16 protein-coding genes and 1 tRNA gene are annotated in these 20,182 nt (G+C 37.0%); 16 read left to right on the top strand and 1 reads right to left on the bottom strand.

Annotation, left to right across the window (positions count from 1 at the left end; genetic code table 11):
• Positions 1–56 precede the first annotated feature (56 nt).
• The 5 genes from AC52CF_RS02015 (at position 57) to AC52CF_RS02035 (ending at position 8,068) form a co-directional block, all read left to right on the top strand.
• Positions 57–737 carry a response regulator transcription factor gene (locus AC52CF_RS02015; protein ID WP_235131842.1) on the top strand — a complete coding sequence of 227 codons (681 nt, stop codon included), beginning with the start codon at positions 57–59 and terminating at the stop codon, positions 735–737.
• A gap of 1 nt (position 738) precedes the next feature.
• The gene (locus AC52CF_RS02020) at positions 739–2,103 is read left to right on the top strand and encodes an ATP-binding protein (protein ID WP_496517766.1); all 1,365 of its coding nucleotides are present in this window, start codon (positions 739–741) and stop codon (positions 2,101–2,103) included.
• Between the two features lie 247 nt (positions 2,104–2,350).
• Positions 2,351–3,592 (top strand): TolC family protein, encoded by a 1,242-nt coding sequence (locus AC52CF_RS02025; protein ID WP_496517767.1) that lies wholly within the window; start codon positions 2,351–2,353, stop codon positions 3,590–3,592.
• A gap of 2 nt (positions 3,593–3,594) precedes the next feature.
• Positions 3,595–4,680 carry an efflux RND transporter periplasmic adaptor subunit gene (locus AC52CF_RS02030; RefSeq protein ID WP_496517768.1) on the top strand — a complete coding sequence of 362 codons (1,086 nt, stop codon included), beginning with the start codon at positions 3,595–3,597 and terminating at the stop codon, positions 4,678–4,680.
• 289 nt (positions 4,681–4,969) lie between these two features.
• Positions 4,970–8,068, top strand: a complete 3,099-nt coding sequence (locus tag AC52CF_RS02035) for an efflux RND transporter permease subunit (RefSeq protein ID WP_496517769.1) — start codon at positions 4,970–4,972, stop codon at positions 8,066–8,068.
• A 432-nt stretch (positions 8,069–8,500) separates the two neighbouring features.
• Here the strand turns inward: AC52CF_RS02035 and AC52CF_RS02040 are convergent, their stop codons facing one another.
• Positions 8,501–10,006 carry a DUF4394 domain-containing protein gene (locus tag AC52CF_RS02040; RefSeq protein WP_496517770.1) on the bottom strand — a complete coding sequence of 502 codons (1,506 nt, stop codon included), beginning with the start codon at positions 10,004–10,006 and terminating at the stop codon, positions 8,501–8,503.
• Between the two features lie 335 nt (positions 10,007–10,341).
• Here AC52CF_RS02040 and tuf point away from each other — a divergent pair, with 335 nt between their 5' ends.
• The 11 genes from tuf (at position 10,342) to AC52CF_RS02095 (ending at position 19,979) form a co-directional block, all read left to right on the top strand.
• Entirely contained in the window at positions 10,342–11,547 is a 1,206-nt protein-coding gene (gene tuf, locus AC52CF_RS02045; protein ID WP_336733083.1) for an elongation factor Tu, read from the top strand.
• A 60-nt stretch (positions 11,548–11,607) separates the two neighbouring features.
• Positions 11,608–11,678: transfer RNA gene (locus tag AC52CF_RS02050), tRNA-Trp, on the top strand.
• 12 nt (positions 11,679–11,690) lie between these two features.
• Positions 11,691–11,897, top strand: a complete 207-nt coding sequence (gene secE / locus AC52CF_RS02055; protein WP_076390705.1) for a preprotein translocase subunit SecE — start codon at positions 11,691–11,693, stop codon at positions 11,895–11,897.
• Between the two features lie 22 nt (positions 11,898–11,919).
• Positions 11,920–12,462, top strand: coding sequence for a transcription termination/antitermination protein NusG (nusG, locus tag AC52CF_RS02060; RefSeq protein ID WP_002976412.1), 543 nt, complete (start codon positions 11,920–11,922; stop codon positions 12,460–12,462).
• A gap of 67 nt (positions 12,463–12,529) precedes the next feature.
• Entirely contained in the window at positions 12,530–13,333 is an 804-nt protein-coding gene (locus AC52CF_RS02065; protein WP_496517771.1) for a hypothetical protein, read from the top strand.
• Positions 13,334–13,487: 154 nt separating this feature from the next.
• Complete coding sequence (gene rplK / locus AC52CF_RS02070; protein WP_076390708.1) at positions 13,488–13,934, top strand: 50S ribosomal protein L11; 447 nt, start codon at positions 13,488–13,490, stop codon at positions 13,932–13,934.
• An 11-nt stretch (positions 13,935–13,945) separates the two neighbouring features.
• Positions 13,946–14,638, top strand: coding sequence for a 50S ribosomal protein L1 (gene rplA / locus AC52CF_RS02075; RefSeq protein WP_029295585.1), 693 nt, complete (start codon positions 13,946–13,948; stop codon positions 14,636–14,638).
• Between the two features lie 17 nt (positions 14,639–14,655).
• On the top strand, positions 14,656–15,243 hold the full coding sequence (rplJ, locus tag AC52CF_RS02080) for a 50S ribosomal protein L10 (protein WP_496517772.1): 588 nt from the start codon (positions 14,656–14,658) through the stop codon (positions 15,241–15,243).
• 45 nt (positions 15,244–15,288) lie between these two features.
• A complete protein-coding gene (gene rplL, locus AC52CF_RS02085; RefSeq protein WP_076390710.1) occupies positions 15,289–15,657 on the top strand; it encodes a 50S ribosomal protein L7/L12 in 369 nt (122 codons plus the stop codon).
• Between the two features lie 509 nt (positions 15,658–16,166).
• Positions 16,167–17,363 carry a phage tail-like protein gene (locus tag AC52CF_RS02090; RefSeq protein WP_214590993.1) on the top strand — a complete coding sequence of 399 codons (1,197 nt, stop codon included), beginning with the start codon at positions 16,167–16,169 and terminating at the stop codon, positions 17,361–17,363.
• Between the two features lie 30 nt (positions 17,364–17,393).
• The gene (locus AC52CF_RS02095; protein ID WP_496517773.1) at positions 17,394–19,979 is read left to right on the top strand and encodes a T9SS type A sorting domain-containing protein; all 2,586 of its coding nucleotides are present in this window, start codon (positions 17,394–17,396) and stop codon (positions 19,977–19,979) included.
• Positions 19,980–20,182 lie beyond the last annotated feature (203 nt).

Here is a 20,182-nt window from a genome sequence, read left to right on the forward strand (position 1 = left end):
TTGAATTCCTTTACAATCACCAAAAATTTCGTTACATTCGTATAAAATAATTTTCGATGAATATTCTTTTATTGGAAGACGATTTAATTCTTTCCGCGGAACTTTGCAAATTTCTGGAGTCAAATAATTTTACATGCGACAAGATTTATGATGGGGAAACATTTCTTCGCCAGATCAGGAACAGTTCCTACGATTTGTATCTTCTGGACATCAATGTTCCGAAAATTAACGGACTAGACGTTTGTCAGACCATCCGTTCTTTCGATAAAAATACACCCATTATCATTATTTCTGCTTACGGAGACCTTTCCGATAAAAAAGATGCCTTTACACGTTTGGCGGATGATTATCTGGTAAAGCCGTTTCAGTTTGAGGAATTATTGCTGCGTATCAATTCTCTGCTGAGAAGAAAAACACCTTCTGAAAATATGGATCAGGAAATTATCAGGATTGATGATCTCATTGTGAATAAAACTGAACAGAAAGTCTATCGTGGCGGAAATGAAATCAGTCTTACCCTGAAGGAATTTCAACTGTTGGTTTATCTTGCGGAAGCGCAGGGAAGAACTGTTTCCAAACAGCAGATTACAGAACATGTGTGGGAACATAACTTTAATACCAATACCAATACTGTAGAAGTCTACATCAATTTTTTGCGTAAAAAGATCGATAAAGATTTTAAAGTAAAACTGATCCACACCCGATCGGGTTTTGGATATTATTTAAGCCCGTTATAGAATGTCTCTAAAAAGGAAGATCGCACTTAATCTCAGTATTGCCTTTTCATTGCTTTTCGGTATTGTGATGGTAGTCATTTATATGTCTTTTAATGATTTCCGAAGAGAAGAATTCAAAGAAAGATTCAGGCAGAGACTGGAGTTTACTTCTCATTTCATTGCCAAGTCTAAAGATTTTGAAGAAGAAGCTCCCATTTTTTTTAATGAAAATTCAGATAACATTCTTTTAAACGAAACCATATTAATTTTCAACGGGCAGAAAGAACTGATCTACAGCACCATTAAAGACCGTAATGTGACCTGGGATAATGATCTTCTTAAAGAGCTTGACGAAAAAAAAGTAATCTATTCCGAAAAAACAGTTCCGGAAATTTATGCGGCGCTGAGAACCATCAACGGAGAAAATTACTATATTTTAACAAGTGCTTTAGATACCAATGGAAAATCCAAACTGGAATATCTTAAATATCTTTTAATAACGGCTTATGTGATGAGTGCCCTTCTCATTGGCTTCTTTAGCTATTATTTCATGGGACAGTTTTTAAAACCTCTGGAAGATCTTAATCAGGAAATTTCTGAAGTTACAGCTCATAAATTAACAACCCAGATCCCGGTTCGTAATTCTAATGATGAGATTGATGTTCTTGCCAAATCATTCAATACGATGATTGCAAGGTTGGACGATGTTTTTCAGTCACAGAAGGATTTTACTGCAAGTGCTTCCCACGAAATACGCACTCCCATCACAAGAATGGCTTTTCAGCTTGAAAATTTAATAAAATTCGGGCAGCATTCTCCTGAAACTTTATCATCTTTGCAGCAGATTCAGAGGGATGTGTATCAGCTTTCAGATCTTACCAATTCACTTTTGCTGCTTACCAAATTCGACAGGGAAAATATCCAGAGTATTTATGAAGAAGTGAGAATTGATGAAGTTATTTTTGAATCCTTTGAGGCAGTTGAAAAAAGCTATCCCAAATTGAAACTGGATTTTCTGATCTCCGAAGATACTTCTGAAGATGCCCTTTTAACCATTAAAGGAATTCAGTCTTTACTCGATATTGTTTTCATCAACTTATTTAAAAATGCAGCCATCTATTCCGATGATGTGGAAGTGGATGTACTGATTAAAGAAAATGACGAATATCTGATTGTTGACGTTATTTCCCACGGAAATACCATTCCGAAAGAAGAACAGGTAAAACTTTTTGAAGCCTTTAAAAGAGGAAAAAATTCTCAGAATATTTCCGGTTCCGGATTGGGTTTAAGAATCGTTAAACGAATTCTCGAATATCACGGGGCTCAAATTACCTATACTTCTCCGGCGGATCTCCTCAATAAGTTCAGTGTGATTTTTGTGAAATAGTTTTTTAAGTTAATCTAAAAATATTTACGCAGTTCAGCCCTTGCAAAAGAAAATATTCCCAAAAACTTTAAATAAATCTTTGCAAACTTAGCTTTTACATGAATTCAATTAATACTATAATCGGCTCGTAACTTGATTTAAATGAGATGATTATATGTTGCTGCTTAAAAAATTTAATTTTTTTTTAAGCATTCTTTAAGAGCATTTTAATAGCAGAAAGGCATTTTTGTATCATAAAATCAATAAAATGAACAAATTTGCAGGGCTGTTCATCGTCATTTCTTCATTCATGACGGCACAACAGCAAATGTCGCTTCGGGATTGCGAAGAAGCTTTCCAGAAGAACAATTTACAACTGCTCGCCGAACAGTACAACATTAATATGGCTGATGCAGATATTTTGCAGGCTAAAATCTGGGAACTTCCGCAGTTGAGCGGACAAATAAACGCATACAACCCCGAAGACAGAAAAGTTTTCGATTTCGGACACGCAAAAGGAGCGCAGGTCACTCAATTAATTTACATGGGGGGCAAAAAGAAGAATGAAATTGCCTTCGCAAAATCCAATAAAGAACTTGCGCAGCTTCAGTTTGCCCAGCTTTTGGTAGATCTCAAATCCCAGCTTCGTTCCACTTATTTTGATCTTTACTACGAAAAACTAAAACTCGACAATACCAATAAGCAATTGGGTTACATGAACGATCTTCTGGCTGCCTACAAAATACAGTCTGCCAAAGGAAATGTTTCGCTGAAAGACGAAGTTAGACTGCAAAGCATTGTCATTCAGTTAAATAACGATAAAGTAGGAATCAATAAAAATATTCTTGAATTTGAACAGGCTCTGAAACTTCTTACAGGAGTCACCGAAGATATAGAACCACAGCTTTCTGATTCCGAAGCGAAAGAAATTCTTGCCGCTCAGCCTTTTGGCGACGAAACGGAACTTCAGAAAAAAGCACTCGAAAACAATGCCGATTATCAATATAATTTAAAATTAATCGACAACAGTAAGCTGTATGCGCAATGGCAGAAATCTTTAAACGTTCCCGATCTCAATCTCGGGGCAGGGTGGGACCAGAATGGCGGAACCTTCAAAAATGAAGTCAATCTGATGGTCGGAATTCCTCTTCCGCTTTGGAAATCCAATAAAGGAAATGTGGATAAAGCGAATTTTGCCATTCAGCAGAATCAGAAAAATGCAGAATTTCAGAAGCTGAACCTTGAAACAAAAGTACAGTCGGCTTACAAAATCTGGAAAACACAATACGATCAGCTCAGTCAGATTAAATCTACCGATCTTAATAATATGGAACTGGTCTATAACGGGATGCTGAATAATTTCAGAAAAGGCAACATCAGTCTTATTGAATTTACAGACTTTATGGACAGTTACCGCGAAACGGCACTTCAGATTTACGATATGAAAAACGGGATCATGCAGTCTGCAGAACAATTGAATCAACTAGTACAAACGAAAATCTTCTATTAAACATGAAAAATTATATAATTCCGGTAATGATTGCCCTGTCTGTTTTATCTTGCTCCAAAAAAGAGGAAGAAACAAAACCGCAGGCAAAAAAAGGTTTTGAACTGAGCAACACTATGCTGAATTCAATCGATTTAGCAAAAGTTGAAAAAAAATATATAGAAGACGATTACAATTTCTACGGAAAGATTTCAGCAGACAAAAACAGCTACATCGATGTCTATCCTTTGGTCGGAGGAAATGTTTTAAGCGTTAATGTTGAACTGGGCGATCATGTAACCAAAGGTCAGGTTCTCGCCACCATACGAAGTACAGAATTGGCGGAAGTGCAGAAAGATGTGAGCGATGCAAAAACAGATTTGGTTGTTGCCCAAAATAATCTTCGCGTTGCCAAAGAAATGTACGAAGGAAAACTGAATACAGAAAGAGACGTTCTGGAAGCCAAAAGTCAGCTTCAGAAAGCACAGGATCAGTTGCAGCGGGCAAGTGCAGTGAGTACAGTATATAATGTAAAAAAAGGAAATATTTACAGTGTTCTGGCGCCAATCAGCGGATATATTGTTCAGAAGAACATCAATAAAGATATGCAGCTCAGAAGCGACCGAAGTGATAATATTTTTGATGTCGCCAATACCACCAACGTTTGGGCAATCATGAACGTTAACGAATCTGATATTGATAAAATCAGTCTCGGAATGAAAGCGCAGGTTTCCACATTATCGTATCCTGATAAGGTTTTTGACGGGAAAATTGATAAAATTTTTAAAATCATTGATCCTCAAACCAATGCGATGCAGGCGAGAGTAGTGCTTGATAATCAGAATGGATTATTAATTCCGGAAAGTAAAGCAACAATAAAAGTAACAAGTTCTGAGAATAAAACCGCACTTACGGTTCCTTCCAAAGCCGTGATTTTCGATGATAACAGAAGTTTTGTGGTGATTTATAAATCCAGAACCGATGTAAAAGTGAAAGAAATAAAAGTCCTGAAACAAGTAGGAGACATTACCTATGTTTCCGAAGGGTTATCCGAAGGAGAACAGGTAATCACAAACAATCAGTTGTTGATTTATCGCTCTTTGAATAGCTGATTTTATTTAAACCATTAGATTTTAATTGAGAAGTTAAGTTGAATTAAGAAAATATCTGAAGATATTTTAGACATCGGTTTTTAAAATCGTTTATAAGTCACCTAATAATTCTTAACTCTTAATGGTTAAAATCAAAAGATCTTCGCTGAGTGAATAGTTTATGCTGAGCTTGTCGAAGCACCTTTGCAAACTTAAAAACATATGGTTTGTAAAAAAAGCTTCGCGCTCCTTGCGTTAAAAACAAAAGAAAATAAATTCAACGACTTTTTTAGGTCAAAAAAAATCCATCATGAACAAATTCATTAAAAATATCATTGCTTTTTCGTTAAAAAATAAAGCATTCACCTTTATTTGGGTAGCGATTCTGGCGGTTTCGGGATTCATAAGTTTCAAAAATATGCCCATTGAAGCCTTTCCCGATGTTACCAATACCCAGATTGTCATCATTACCCAATGGAACGGGAGAAGTGCTGAAGAAGTAGAACGTTTCGTTACCACGCCTATTGAACTCGCAATGAGTCCGGTTCAGAAGAAAACCAGTGTAAGAAGTACCACAATGTTCGGACTTTCCATTGTTAAAATTCTCTTTGACGATGGAGTAGACGATATTTTTGCCAGAAATCAGGTCAATAATCAGCTTCGGACGGTGAGTCTTCCCGATGAAGTGGATCCCGAAGTACAGCCGCCTTACGGACCGACCGGAGAAATTTTCAGATACACTTTACAAAGCAAAACCAAAGATTCCAGAGAACTATTAACCTTACAAAACTGGGTGATCGACCGTGCTTTGAGAGGAGTTCCCGGTGTTGCAGACATAAACGTTTTCGGAGGTCAGGACAAAGTGTTCGAATTAAGCATCGATCCGAGAGCATTAGATAAATACAATTTAACGCCGCTTCAGGTATATGATGCCGTCACAAAAAGTAATTTAAATGTCGGCGGTGATGTTATTGAGAAAAACGGACAGGCTTATGTGGTGCGTGGAATCGGTTTGGTGAAATCTGTTGCCGATATTGGAAATATTACCATCCAGAACGACAGTGGAAATCCTGTTCTCGTTAAAAATGTTGCGGAAGTACACGAAAGTTCGATGCCGAGAGTGGGGCAGGCGGGACTCAATCATCAGGAAGATACTGTTGAAGGAATTGTCGTGATGCGGAAAGGAGAAAATCCGCGTGAAGTTTTGGTCGGTGTAAAAGCAAAAATTAAAGAACTCAACGAAAAAGTGCTTCCGAAGGATGTAAAAATGGTCACTTTTTATGACCGTGATAATCTCATGGATTTCACCACACACACCGTAATGCATAACCTTATTGAAGGAATTGTTCTGGTTACCGTAATTGTTTTGATTTTCATGGCAGACTGGAGAACAACGCTTATCGTTTCCATCATTATTCCTTTATCCTTATTGTTTGCATTTTTATGTCTGAAACTCGCGGGAATGAGCGCAAATTTACTTTCACTCGGAGCGGTAGATTTCGGAATTATCATTGACGGAGCGGTCGTCATGGTGGAGGGACTCTTTGTGATGCTCGACCATAAAGCCCACAAATACGGTGATGAAAAATTCAACAAACTGGCAAAAGCAGGCTGGATCAAACAGACGGGAACAGGTCTTGGAAAAGCAATCTTCTTTTCAAAATTAATCATCATTACTTCCCTGATCCCGATTTTCTCATTCCAGAAAGTGGAAGGAAAAATGTTTTCGCCATTGGCTTTTACGTTAGGTTTTGCTTTAATGGGCGCTTTGATTTTTACGTTAACGCTCGTTCCGGTTCTTTCGCACATCCTTTTAAATAAAAATGTAAAGGAAAAAAATAATCCGTTCGTGAATTTCTGGGACAGAATTGTGTTGAAAGGATTCAATTTTACCTTTAAACATAAAAAGCTCAGCTTAATTGTTTCTTTGTCATTTTTAGCTGTGACTTTATTTTCAGGGAAATTTTTAGGAACCGAATTTTTACCGCAATTAAATGAAGGTTCATTGTGGATCACCGCCGAAATGCCGATGAGTTCATCATTAAAAGAATCTTTAAATACAGCCGATCTTCTCAAGAAAGACATTATGAGTTTTCCGGAAGTCACGGATGTTCTCGCACAGACAGGAAGAAGCAACGACGGAACCGACCCGAATGGTTTTGGGTTCGTACAGTTTGCCGTGAATCTTAAACCCAAAGAAGAATGGAAACGGAACATCACTTATGAAGAACTGATTGAAGAAATCGATAAAAAATTAAGAAACTATCAGGGAATTACATTCAATTATTCCCAGCCGATTTCAGACAACGTGGCTGAAGCAGTTGCTGGTTTCAAGGCAGAAAACGGAATTAAAATCTACGGAGATAATCTTCAGACTTTGGATGTACTTGCCGAAAAAGTTTTAAAGGAAGTAAAAGATATTAAAGGTGTAAAAGATGCCGGAATTATCAAAAATATTGGTCAGCCGGAAGTAAGTGTGGTGCTCGACAGAGATAAAATGGCAGCGTATGGAGTAATGCCCGATGATGCACAGTCTGTTCTGGAAATGGCTTTCGGAGGAAAGACCGCTTCAGAAATGTTTGATGGCGAAAGAAAATTCCCGATCCGTCTCCGTTATTCGCAGGAGTACAGAAAGGATGAAAATGATATTGCAGCCTTGATGGTTCCTACACAGGACGGTGCTAAAATTCCGTTAAAAGAAATCAGCACGATTGAAAAAGACAACGGAGCCGCATTTATTTACAGAGATGATATAAAAAGATACATCGGGATTAAATTTTCCATCCGTGACCGTGACTTGGGAAGTACGATAGCCGATGCGCAGAAAGCGGTTTCTAAAATTGATCTTCCGGACGGATATTCCGTAGGCTGGACCGGTCAGTTTGAAAATCAGCAGAGAGCTTCAAAACGATTGGCGCAGGTTGTTCCCATCAGTATTTTAGGAATTTTCTTCCTTTTATTTATTCTTTTCGGAAACATAAAAGATTCTTTACTGGTTTTGGCAAATGTTCCTTTTGCATTAATCGGCGGAATTATCGCACTGCACGTTACCGGAATTAATTTCGGAATTTCAGCCGGAGTAGGAATGATTGCTCTTTTGGGAATCTGTATTCAGAACGGGGTTATCCTCATTACGGAATTTCATCAGAATGTTAAAAACGGAATGGATCTGGACAGCTCATTGCTGAATGGGGTGAAATCCAGAACGCGTCCTGTGATTATGACGGCTTTAATGGCATCCATCGGATTAATGCCTGCTGCTTTATCCACAGGAATCGGATCAGAGTCCCAAAAACCTTTGGCTATTGTCATTATCGGAGGATTAATTACAGCAACTGTTTTAACCCTGCTGATTTTCCCGATTATTTTCTGGATTTTCAACCGAACTAAAAAATCTCAGCAGATCTGATTATTTCTTTCATTTATATTTTAAATTTAACCGCAGAAGAGACAAAAGACTTTATTTTATTCATTTAAAGTATTTCAAAAGTCTGCAAAGAGAAAAATCTTTGATTCTTTTTAACTTATCTGCTCTTTTTTCCATTTAAGTATTAAACTTAAACAACTAAAGTGTTACAATCTTTTGCATCTTTTGCGGTAAAAAAATTTAGACAAGTTTTACTTTAACCTTTTATTTAACCACAGGTGGCAAAAGATATTTAAATAAGATAACTAAAACTTTAAAGAAAGAGTTTGTGTTTTCTTGTCTTCACCTTAATAATAAACTATCAATATATTTTTGAAATCTTTTGCCTTTGCGGCTAATAAATATTCGGTTAAAAAAGAATCGCGGAAAACGAAGTTTTCCGCGATTCTCGCTATTGAAATAATTATTATGAGTTTAGAATCCTAATCCCACAGCAAAACCTCTTACTGCATTTGGGAAATCTGAAACCGCAGTCGCAGCTCCCGTAGAAGTATTAATGCTGTATACTTTTGTTACCGTTCCTACCGTTGCCAGTAAATATGCTTTTTGGCTCATGCTTCCTATATCGAAACCGTTCGCACTGGTAATATTGATTCCTAAAGAACCTGTCTCTACCAAAGTTCCGTTATTCGGTGGATTTTGTTGATACAGTTTGTCCGTATTATGATCGATAACGAATAAAGTTGTTGAAGTAGCTCCTGCGAAATTATTGGTATAAGCAGCCGCTCCGATCATCGGAGTTCCCGGATTCAGCATTCCGTCTGCTGCCGTTATTCCGCCTGTTACAGGATCAAGACGAAGATTTTGTCCCGTGTTGCTCACGACTCTGATCTTGTCAACGGTCGGATTAAAATCAAACCCGAAATCTGTTCCCGCAAGTAACGTAGCAAAAGGAGAAGTTCCTACTGCAGTTGCAGCTCCTGTTCCTAAGTTAATAGTATACAGTCTGCTTGAACTTCCCAAAGCATAAAGCTGTCCGTTCAACGGTCTGAAATCTATTCCTAAAATACTTTCACCTGTCTGGAGACCTGTAATAGCTTTTGAAACAGGCATCGGACTGTTCGGATTGAAAATCTGAAGGTTGTTTGAATTATCTACAGCGTAAGCAACCGGTTCTGTAGGAATCGCAAGATCAATGATCTGCTGCTGAAGCATCCCGATGTTGGTTGCTTTACCAGTATTCAGATCCAATAAATGCAGATTGTTATTTAAAGCTAATAACGCTGCACCGTTATCATATTTAATATCAAAAGCAGCCTGTCCTGTAAAAGTAGTTCCCAGACTTCCGACTTCTACCAATGTTCCATTGTTAGGCGGATCCTGCTTAAATAACTTTCCGGAGGTCATATCAATATCATACAAAACTGTGCTTGAAGCTCCGGATTTGCTGTTGGTATAAGCAACCCCTGTTACAGAAGGAGTTCCGCCTCCGTTAATGTTCATATCGGTTGCCGCCACTGCTCCCGTTTCCGGATGAAGTCTTAAATTTTGCCCTGTATTGCTTACCAGACGGATTCTGTCAACGGTAGGATTAAAATCAATCGAAGCGATAGTTCCTGAGACAGCAGGTGAAAATGCGGTTGTACTTACCGCTCTTGCAGAAGCATTGGAAGTGTTGATGATGTAAAGCTTACTTGCATTGGATAAAGCATAAAGCTCTCCTGTTGCAGGTCTGAAATCGATGCTCATCAGTTTTTCTCCGGAAACGACTCCTGTAACAGCGGTTTTAGAAGTAAACATTTTAGGATTGTTGGCATTGAAGGCAACAAGTTCGTTGTTCGCCGTAAGTCCGTAAGCCATAAGATCGGGTCCCTGAACAGGCATATTCATGTCTGTAGACATCATATCATCGGAATCATCACACGAAAATAAGATGATGGTGCTGAACAGTACGGTACATAAATGTAATAATTTTCTCATAATATATTATTTTTAATGGTTCATACTTTCATCTACGATAAAAGATAAATTATGGTTTTGCCGTACTGTAATTTTTTCTCAAGATTCTTTTTCGCCTATTTTATTGTATTCATAATTAAAGAGATAGTTTATATTTTGACTAAAAGGTCTATTCCTGATTTTCTAAATTGAGAAATTTGTGTAAATTTGCAATCTCAATACATTGAAATATAAGGTTTGTGCTTCATTGGATTCGAATATTGAAACTTTTTTTAATAAAAAGGTTTTGGTATTTAAAAATTCATTATATTTGCACACCGAAAATTTGAAAAACAATAAATAAATAATTTTAAATCATGGCAAAGGAAACGTTTAATCGTAACAAACCACACTTGAACATTGGTACTATTGGTCACGTTGACCATGGTAAAACTACTCTTACAGCTGCTATTTCTGCTGTATTAGCTAGCAAAGGTCTTGCTGAGAAAAAAGACTTCTCTGCAATTGACTCTGCTCCAGAAGAAAAAGAAAGAGGTATTACTATCAATACAGCTCACATCGAATACGAAACTGAAAAAAGACACTATGCTCACGTTGACTGTCCAGGTCACGCGGATTACGTAAAGAACATGGTGACAGGTGCTGCTCAGATGGACGGAGCTATCGTGGTATGTGCTGCGACTGACGGACCAATGCCTCAAACAAGAGAACACATTCTACTTTGCCGTCAGGTAAACGTACCAAGAATCGTTGTTTTCATGAATAAAGTTGACATGGTAGATGATGCTGAGTTATTAGAGCTTGTTGAAATGGAGCTTAGAGACTTATTATCTACTTATGAATTCGACGGAGATAACTCTCCAGTTATCCAAGGTTCTGCATTAGGAGCTCTTACTGCTGCTACTGAAGGTAACTCTGATGACAAGTGGTTCAAAACTGTTGAGCAGTTAATGGATGCTGTTGACGAGTGGATCGAAGAGCCAACAAGAGATACAGATAAGCCATTCTTGATGCCAATCGAAGACGTATTCTCTATTACAGGTAGAGGTACTGTAGCAACTGGTAGAATTGAAGCTGGTATCATCAACACTGGTGATCCTGTAGATATCGTAGGTATGGGTGATGAAAAATTAACTTCTACAATTACAGGGGTTGAGATGTTCAGAAAAATCCTAGACAGAGGTGAAGCTGGTGATAACGTAGGTCTATTGTTGAGAGGTATTGAAAAAACTGACATCAAGAGAGGTATGGTTATCGCTAAGAAAGATTCTGTGAAGCCACACAAAAAATTCAAAGCATCTGTTTATATCCTTTCTAAAGAAGAAGGTGGACGTCACACTCCATTCCACAACAAATACCGTCCTCAGTTCTACGTAAGAACTACTGACGTTACAGGTGAGATCTTCTTACCAGATGGTGTAGAAATGGTAATGCCTGGTGATAACTTAGAGATCACTGTAGAATTGTTACAACCAATCGCTCTTAACGAGGGTCTTAGATTCGCGATCAGAGAAGGAGGTAGAACAGTTGGTTCAGGTCAGGTAACTGAAATCTTAGACTAATCATCTAACACAATATAAAAGCTTCCGTAAGGAACTTCTTTACGGAGGCTTTTTTTAACTACGGGCATCGTCCAATGGTAGGATACCGGTCTCCAAAACCGTTGATCAGGGTTCGAATCCTTGTGCCCGTGCAAATAACAATTATGAGTTCATTTGTCGATTTTTTAAAAGGTTCTTATAACGAGTTCAGACATAAAGTTGAATGGCCAAAGTGGTCTGATCTGCAATCGTCTACAATTGTAGTAACTGTTGCAACAGTGATCTTGGCGTTATTTACTTTTGGAGTTGATGAATTGTTTTCTAAAGCAATCAGCAACATCATTGGAATGCTAATCAACTTGTTCAATTAATAATAAAAGTATTTTCCCAATAATGAGCGAATTGAAATGGTATGTGCTGAAAGCGATCAGCGGACAGGAAAATAAAGTGAAAAACTACATTGAGACGGAAATCAAGCGTTTAGGGTTTGAGCAGTACGTTACTCAGGTAGTTATTCCTATGGAAAAGGTTATTCAGATCAGAAACGGTAAAAAAGTTCCTAAAGAAAGACCTTACTATCCTGGATACTTAATGATTGAAGCTGATTTGATGGGAGAGATTCCTCACGTTATCAAAAACATTCCGGGAGTTATTTCTTTCTTAAGCTTAACAAAAGGAGGAGATCCTGTTCCGATGAGAAAATCTGAAGTAAACAGAATGCTTGGAAGAATGGATGAACTTTCTGAATTTGCAAGCGATGTTGAAATCCCTTATGTAGTGGGTGAAAACGTTAAAGTAATTGACGGACCATTCAACGGATTCAACGGAACTGTTGAAAAAATTCTTGAAGATAAAAAGAAAATTGAAGTTTCTGTACTTATCTTCGGTAGAAAAACTCCAATGGAGCTTAGCTATATGCAGGTAGAAAAAGTGTAAAAGCTTTAAAAATAATTTAAAAAGACTGTTCGGAAGAATGGTCTTTTCTTTTTTAATATATTTGATGATGATTCGAACTATTTCATTATATGTATTCTTAACATTGCTTCTTTTGTCTGCAATGAACTGTAAAAAGGAAACTTCTTCGCCGCCATCGGTCAATTCTCCGTTACCTCAAAAGCAAAATGTTGTAATGGCTGTAGATACAGCTTTAACTTCGGGAATTGTAGATAATCTTTTAAAACCTGTCTATGATACGATGAATATGAAACCTTTAGAAGAGATGGATGAGGAAATACAGCTTTCAAGATCAGATATCAAACGTTTTGTAATAGGAAGAGAAAAATTTGCTGCTATAGTAGTAGAAAATCAATATCCTTTTGCAGGCGCATCTACAGGACATTGTGATCTGTTCATATTCCGATTCAATGGGAAGAATTGGGAAACTGCTGATTTTATGATCGAAGCAGGAAGTGGTGGAATGTATGGAAATTCCGGTTCGTTGCATAGCTTTACTGTGATTGGTAAAGAAACAGTATGCTTTGCTTTATCAGGCGGACAAACTCATATGGGAACTTTATATTATGATGATTTGGTTATTTTCAGCCAAAATAAATTAAGAAAGGCTTGCACTGTTACTACAAAATATTCTTACGGAGACTGGGATGATAATTCAGATGGAACCAGATTTTGTTATGATGTTCAGTATGCGTTTCTTCCATCAGAGAAGGCGGTGTACGATTTGCAACTTGTAAAGAGAAGTTGCTTAAAAGAAGATAAGGATAAAATTCTGGATAAAATTGTTGTGCCATTCGATAATAGGGACAGTATGTTTAAAATTCCACAGGCGTTTGACGAAAGTTTACCTTAATTTATTTAAAAATCAATCTATTCCGTTTGCTATTTCAAAAATATTTCATAATTTTGCAGTCCGAAAAGTAGGATTATCTAATGTGAGAATGGATAACCTGCTGAATAATAAATGCTTCCAAACTCATTAATTATTCAAATTTAAAAAACAAACAATGGCTAAAAAAGTCTTTAAAATGGTAAAGCTTCAGGTGAAAGGTGGCGCAGCTAACCCTTCTCCACCAGTAGGTCCAGCTTTGGGTTCTGCAGGTGTGAACATCATGGAGTTTTGTAAGCAATTTAACGGAAGAACTCAAGATAAGCCGGGACAAGTTTTACCTGTAGTAATTACAGTATACGAAGACAAATCTTTTGAATTCGTAATCAAAACTCCTCCTGCAGCGATCCAGTTAATGGATGCGGCTAAGATCAAAGGTGGTTCCGGAGAACCGAACAGAAACAAAGTAGGTGCTGTAACTTGGGCTCAGGTTCAAAAGATTGCTGAAGATAAAATGGCAGACCTTAACTGCTTTACAATGGATTCAGCTGTTTCTATGGTTGCAGGTACTGCAAGATCTATGGGATTAAGAGTAACAGGAACTAAACCAACTTTTAACGCTTAAAACTTAAAGAAATGGCAAAATTAACAAAGAAGCAAAAGGAAGCTTTAAGCAAAGTAGAAAAAGGAAGAATCTATAACCTTGAAGAAGGTGCAGCTCTTGTAAAAGAAGTAAATACTGCAAAGTTTGATGCTTCTGTAGACATCGCTGTAAGATTAGGGGTAGATCCAAGAAAAGCAAACCAAATGGTAAGAGGTGTTGTATCTCTTCCTCACGGAACTGGTAAAGATGTTAAAGTTTTGGCTTTAGTAACTCCAGATAAAGAAGCAGAAGCTAAAGAAGCGGGTGCTGATTATGTAGGTCTTGATGAATATTTACAAAAAATCAAAGAAGGTTGGACAGACGTTGACGTTATCGTTACGATGCCGGCTGTAATGGGTAAATTAGGACCATTGGGTAGAGTATTAGGACCAAGAGGTTTAATGCCAAACCCTAAATCAGGTACTGTAACAATGGAAATTGGTAAAGCAGTAACTGAAGTGAAAGCTGGTAAAATTGATTTCAAAGTTGATAAATACGGTATTATCCACGCTGGTATTGGTAAAGTGTCTTTCGATGCTGCTAAAATCAAGGAAAATGCTCAGGAATTGATCTCTACTTTGATCAAAATGAAGCCAACTGCTGCTAAAGGTACTTATGTGAAGTCGATCTATCTTTCTTCTACAATGAGTCCTGGTATTGCAATCGATACTAAATCTGTTAACTAATTATAAATCCTAAGACAATGACAAAAGACCAAAAAGTTGTAGCAATACAAGAGATCAAAGATTTGCTTCAGGATGCTAAAGTAGTTTATGTTGCAGATCTGGAAGGTTTGAACGCTGGAAAATCTTCTGACTTCAGAAGACAGGCTTTCAAGCAAAATATCAAAGTAAAAGTTGTTAAAAATACACTTTTACAAAAAGCAATGGAGCAAATTGAAGGAGTAGATTACTCTGAGATGTTCCAGTCTTTCAAAGGAAATTCAGCAATTATGATTTCTGAGACTGCAAGTGCTCCTGCAAAATTAATCAGAGACTTCAGAAAGAAAGAAGAAAAGCCGGCTTTGAAGTCTGCTTTCGTTCAGGAAACTTTCTATGTGGGTGACAATAACCTAGAGATGTTAGCTAACATCAAGTCTAGAGAAGAAATGATCGGTGAAATCATCGGATTACTTCAGTCTTCAATCCAGAGAGTTGTTTCTGCTCTTCAAAACAAACCTGAGACAGTAGAAGCTAAAGCTGAAGAAGCTGCACCTGCAGTAGAAGAAGCTCCTGCTACTGAAACTCCGGAAACTCCGGCTGCTGAAGGAGAAGCTCCAGCTGCTGAATAATTTACACTCAAAAAATAATCAATAATCAACAAAAACATTACAACAATGTCAGATTTAAAAAATTTAGCTGAAACGCTAGTAAACTTAACAGTAAAAGACGTAAACGAATTAGCTGCTATCCTTAAGGATGAGTACGGAATTGAGCCAGCTGCTGCTGCAGTAGTAGTTGCTGCAGGTGGTGCAGGTGAAGCTGCTGAAGAAAAAACTGAATTCGACGTAATTCTTAAGTCTGCAGGTGCTTCTAAATTAGCTATCGTTAAATTAGTAAAAGATTTAACTGGTGCTGGTCTTAAAGAAGCTAAAGACATCGTAGACGGTGCTCCAGCTCCATTGAAGCAAGGTGTATCTAAAGACGAAGCTGAAGCTCTTAAGAAGCAATTAGAAGAAGCTGGTGCTGAAGTAGAATTGAAATAATTTCACTTTACTCAAAAATATCGGGCCTGAACAATTTGTTCAGGCCTTTTTTTGTTTATTACTTATTTAATATTCTTATTGTAATAATGACTTATCTATTTAAAATATGTATTTATAAATTTTTATTTTTATTTATTTCATAATTTTTATTATTTTTAATTAATTATTATGTGTTAAATTGTATTTTTATTTAAATTATTTAACAATAAATATTATTTTGATTGAAAATATATTATATTTGTATTCTCAAAAACACACAGCTTTGGATACAAATTATTTTCTTTCGGAGAATCTTCTTCTGATTATTCTTTATTGCACTTTTCTATTTCTAATTAATAAAAATAGGCATTTTACTACGGTCCTGTTTCTGAAATCTGCAGCTTTAAATAAAGTTAAAACAACAGCTAATACGCAATAAATAATATTTATTTTGTAGCTTATATTTTAATGTTCATTGTTAATGAACCCACTTTACATATTTTTTTCTAAAAACTACAAAAATCACTAAAATGAAAAGCAAATTATTCGGATTATCTATCCTAACATTTTTGGGATGTATTGTTAATGCTCAAGTAGGTATCAATACTACTCAAGGTCAGGCGACACTTGATGTCACGGGCTTTCCTTCAAATCCAGCGAAATTTGATGGGATTATCGCGCCCAGATTAACAGGAGATCAGTTAAGAGCTAAAAGTTATACCACGGCTCAAACGGGTGCGATAGTTTATGTAACAGCAGCCGATACAACACCTTCAGGACAGACTGTTAATGTGACGAATGCAGGGTATTATTATTTTGATGGCTCTGTCTGGACTCAGATGAATCAGCCTCAGTCTTCAAACTGGAAAATTACCGGAAATTCCGGTACTACTGCCACGTCTTCAGCTTTAGGAACTGCTGTTTCTTCCGGAAATTTCCTGGGAACAACAGATAGCCAGAATTTAGTTTTAGCAACAAATAATTCCGTAAAAGCAATTCTTGATGTAAACGGAAATTTTAGAGGAGGAAATTCAAATACATCCGCACCTTATGCTTCAGTTTCATGGGGGTCAAATAATACTTTATCAAACAATACTTCTTCAAATGTAGCTTTAGGAAGAGAAAATACGGTTGCCGCACAGGCTGCTAATTTTCCGGGAGTGGCGATTGGAGCTACCAATAGTTCTTTGAGTGGCGCAAAAACAATAGGTAACAACAATTTTGCGACAGGTGCAAATACGATTGTTCTGGGAAATAACAACGGAACTTCCGGAACGAATGTAAGCGGAATTAATGTAGGAAATTCTAACGTCAATTCAGGAGGTTTTGCTTTTGGTACAGGAAATACTGTAACGAGTAATAATTATGCATTTGGAAATGCCAATGTTGCCAGCGGAGCTGCTGGAGCTATTGCCTTCGGAACTAATGCGAGTGCAACCATTGCCAATCAGACCGTTTATGCAAATACTTCTCATGCTTTCTCAGGACAGGGTGCAATAGGCACGGCGGTTACGGATGTGGGAATTAATATGACCCCGAGCGGAACCAATATTCCGGATCTGGAAATCAGCAAAGGAATTTTAATTAAAGCAACCGGTGTTCCAGTACCTTCAGACTGTAATGCGAGTAATGAAGGAACCATTGTTTACGGAAAATCCGCCACTGCAGGAAATTTTTACGGATGTAAACTAACTTCTACTGGTGTTTATGCATGGCAACAATTTTAAAAAAATACACAAACTTTAAACCAATTTAAAATGACAAAAAAATTATTCGGGAAAACTACAGCTTTTCTGATGCTGTTACTGTTGTCCGTAAAGATTTTCGGACAAGGCTACACACCGATCCGCGGAATGGGTGTGGAGGCAAAACCATTAAATGCTAATGGTATATGTATTGCCTGTTACAGCGGAAGCATGAATCCTCTTATTGATGCCAATTTAGATAACAGTGTCAGTATGGGAAGCTTTGCCACTTTGGTAAGCGGAAACGGAGTATCTGTAAAAAATACAAATGTTACCTATCCTGCAGGCTATATTACAGGATTTAATGTAGATCTTGGTACCAGTATTTTTACAGCAAGTTTTTTAAGTAATTTAAGAATAAGTACTTATAAAGCGGGAGTTCTTCAGGAATGTTCCAATAGTGCTACTTTGTTGTCTGTACCTGCATTTGGAGGTACAAAAACAAGAGTTTTCCTGCATTTTAAAACGTCTAAAAGTTTTGATGAAGTAAGACTATATCAGGTTAATGCTCTCTCAGTATTCAGCGCGCTGAATGTTTATTATGCATTTGCTTTCGATCCGAACAAAGTTCCTGTAGACAATAACGGGATTTGCGATGATATTATTGCCGGAAACGGAGTGGATGGGAATGTTTCAGGAAGCAGTAACTTTTTAGCACCTCTTTCTTTCGTAATTGACAGAGATAAAATTGGAGACGGAGACAAAAATTCTTATGGTTCTGTTGTTTTACCTGCTGGTTTGTTAGGTTCTTACTCTGTGGGTGTTTTAGATAAAAATCAGGTTTATCCTGCAGGAAATAAAGCGGGCTTTGTAATCGAACCTGATGATCAGGGCAAGTTATTGAGTGCTGAATTTTTGAAAAACATAACAATTGAAACTTATTTATTCGGACAGTTACAGGATTCTAAAAACTTATTTGATGGAGGAGGGCTTATTAATATTAAAGTTTTAAGATTCGGTTCCAACAAACAGAAGATTTCCCTCAATACAACAAAACCTTTCAATGAAGTGAGATTAAAGATCACTCAGACTGTAGGGGTAAATTTTGGTGCGATGAAAGTATTTTATGCCTTTGAAGAACCTCAGGATTGCGATTGTAATGAGTACATTCAGACTTCGGGAACTTCAAGATTAGGAGATGTTGTACAGGGGGCTTCTTGGACAGGTGCTTCCGGAACGATTTTCGGATTAACCAACATTACCAACACAGGAAACGTTGTAGATACCAACACCACAAATTTTGCTACAGTAAATTTATCTCCTATAAATTTGTTAATTCCTACCGTTAGACTAACGGTTAAAAGCAATACGGGAGAATATCCTGCGGGAACTTTTGGCGGATTTACATTAACGAAAAGTGCTAATTTATTAACTGTAAATGCTTTAGATTATATTACCATTACTTTTTATAAAGGAACAACGGTAACGGAATCCAGAACTTCAGGCGGATTGTTCAGCGGACAGTTCTTTACTTCTGCAACCAATCAGTTTTATGTAGGCTTTACTGCAACAAAATCGTTTGACAGGATGAAAATTGAAATCAATCCGGGAATCGGAATCACTCTGGCTCAGCAATATTATATTTATAATGCTTTTGTCCAGCTTGATGATGATCAGGATGGTGTTCCGAACTGTAATGATAAGTGTCCGAACGGAAACGACAGTATTGATAATAACGGAAATGGTATTCCGGATTGTGCGGAAGGATGTTCTGCGGTGAACGATAAGTCTTCGGCTGTAGACAGTGATGGAGACGGAATTGCTGATGCTTGTGATAAAGATTCTGATAACGACGGTATTCCGGATGCGCTGGAAGATCTTAACGGAAACGGAAAATTTGAAGATGATGATGTGGATGGAAATAAACTGGTAATTTCAGAATTGGGAGACGGAATTTCAAGTTACCTTGATCTGGATTCGGATAATGATGGTATTTTAGATTTATTTGAATCAGGAATCCCGGCTTCGGTTATTGATCAGATTGATGCAGACCATAATGGAGTAATTGATAGTGGAGTTGCGGTAGGAAATAACGGAATTGCAGATGTTCTTGAAACAGCACCGGATTCCGGAGTGATGAAATATCCTTTAAAAAATACAGATGGAGATGATAAACCAGACTTTGTGGATCTTAAATCCAATAACGTGGATTTCGATCTTTATACCATCGGTAAGGATAATCTTGATGATCTTGGAGAAGGATTTATTTCAAGAATAGATGATGCAGATGCAGATGGAATTCAGGCGGTTGTGGATACGGATCTTGTTAAAAAAGGTTCTCCGAATTCTCCTCTTTCTCCATATTCTTCTGTAGCTAAAAACAGCGGTCTGACAGCAAAAGCATCTCTTGGAGAAGTAAAAACTGCTGCAAATGATGTTAAAGTATATCCTAATCCTGTAAAAGCAGGTGAAAATTTAAATGTAAAATCTAACGAAGAGGGTATTTATACTTTGTTTTCAGCTCAGGGACAATTAATTAAATCAGGTAAATTCTCCGGAAATGCTGAAATCGGTACTTCTTCTTTACCTGCAGGAATGTATGTTATAAAAGTAGAAACAAAAACGACTGTAAAATCATATAAGGTCATCGTGAGGTAATTTCAATAAGCAAATAGTTTCTACACACAAGTCATCCGAAGGGGTGACTTGTGTTTTTGAGATTTAATTATCTGAAAATTAATATTTTAATTTTTTTTTTATTAATTTTATATATTGACAGATTAAAGTTTAAAATATTTTTAGTTTTGAAAAATATATATTGTAATAGAATTAATTATTCTGTTCAGTATTTAAAATACAGC

The sequence above is a fragment of the Chryseobacterium sp. 2P genome, from assembly GCF_059579425.1.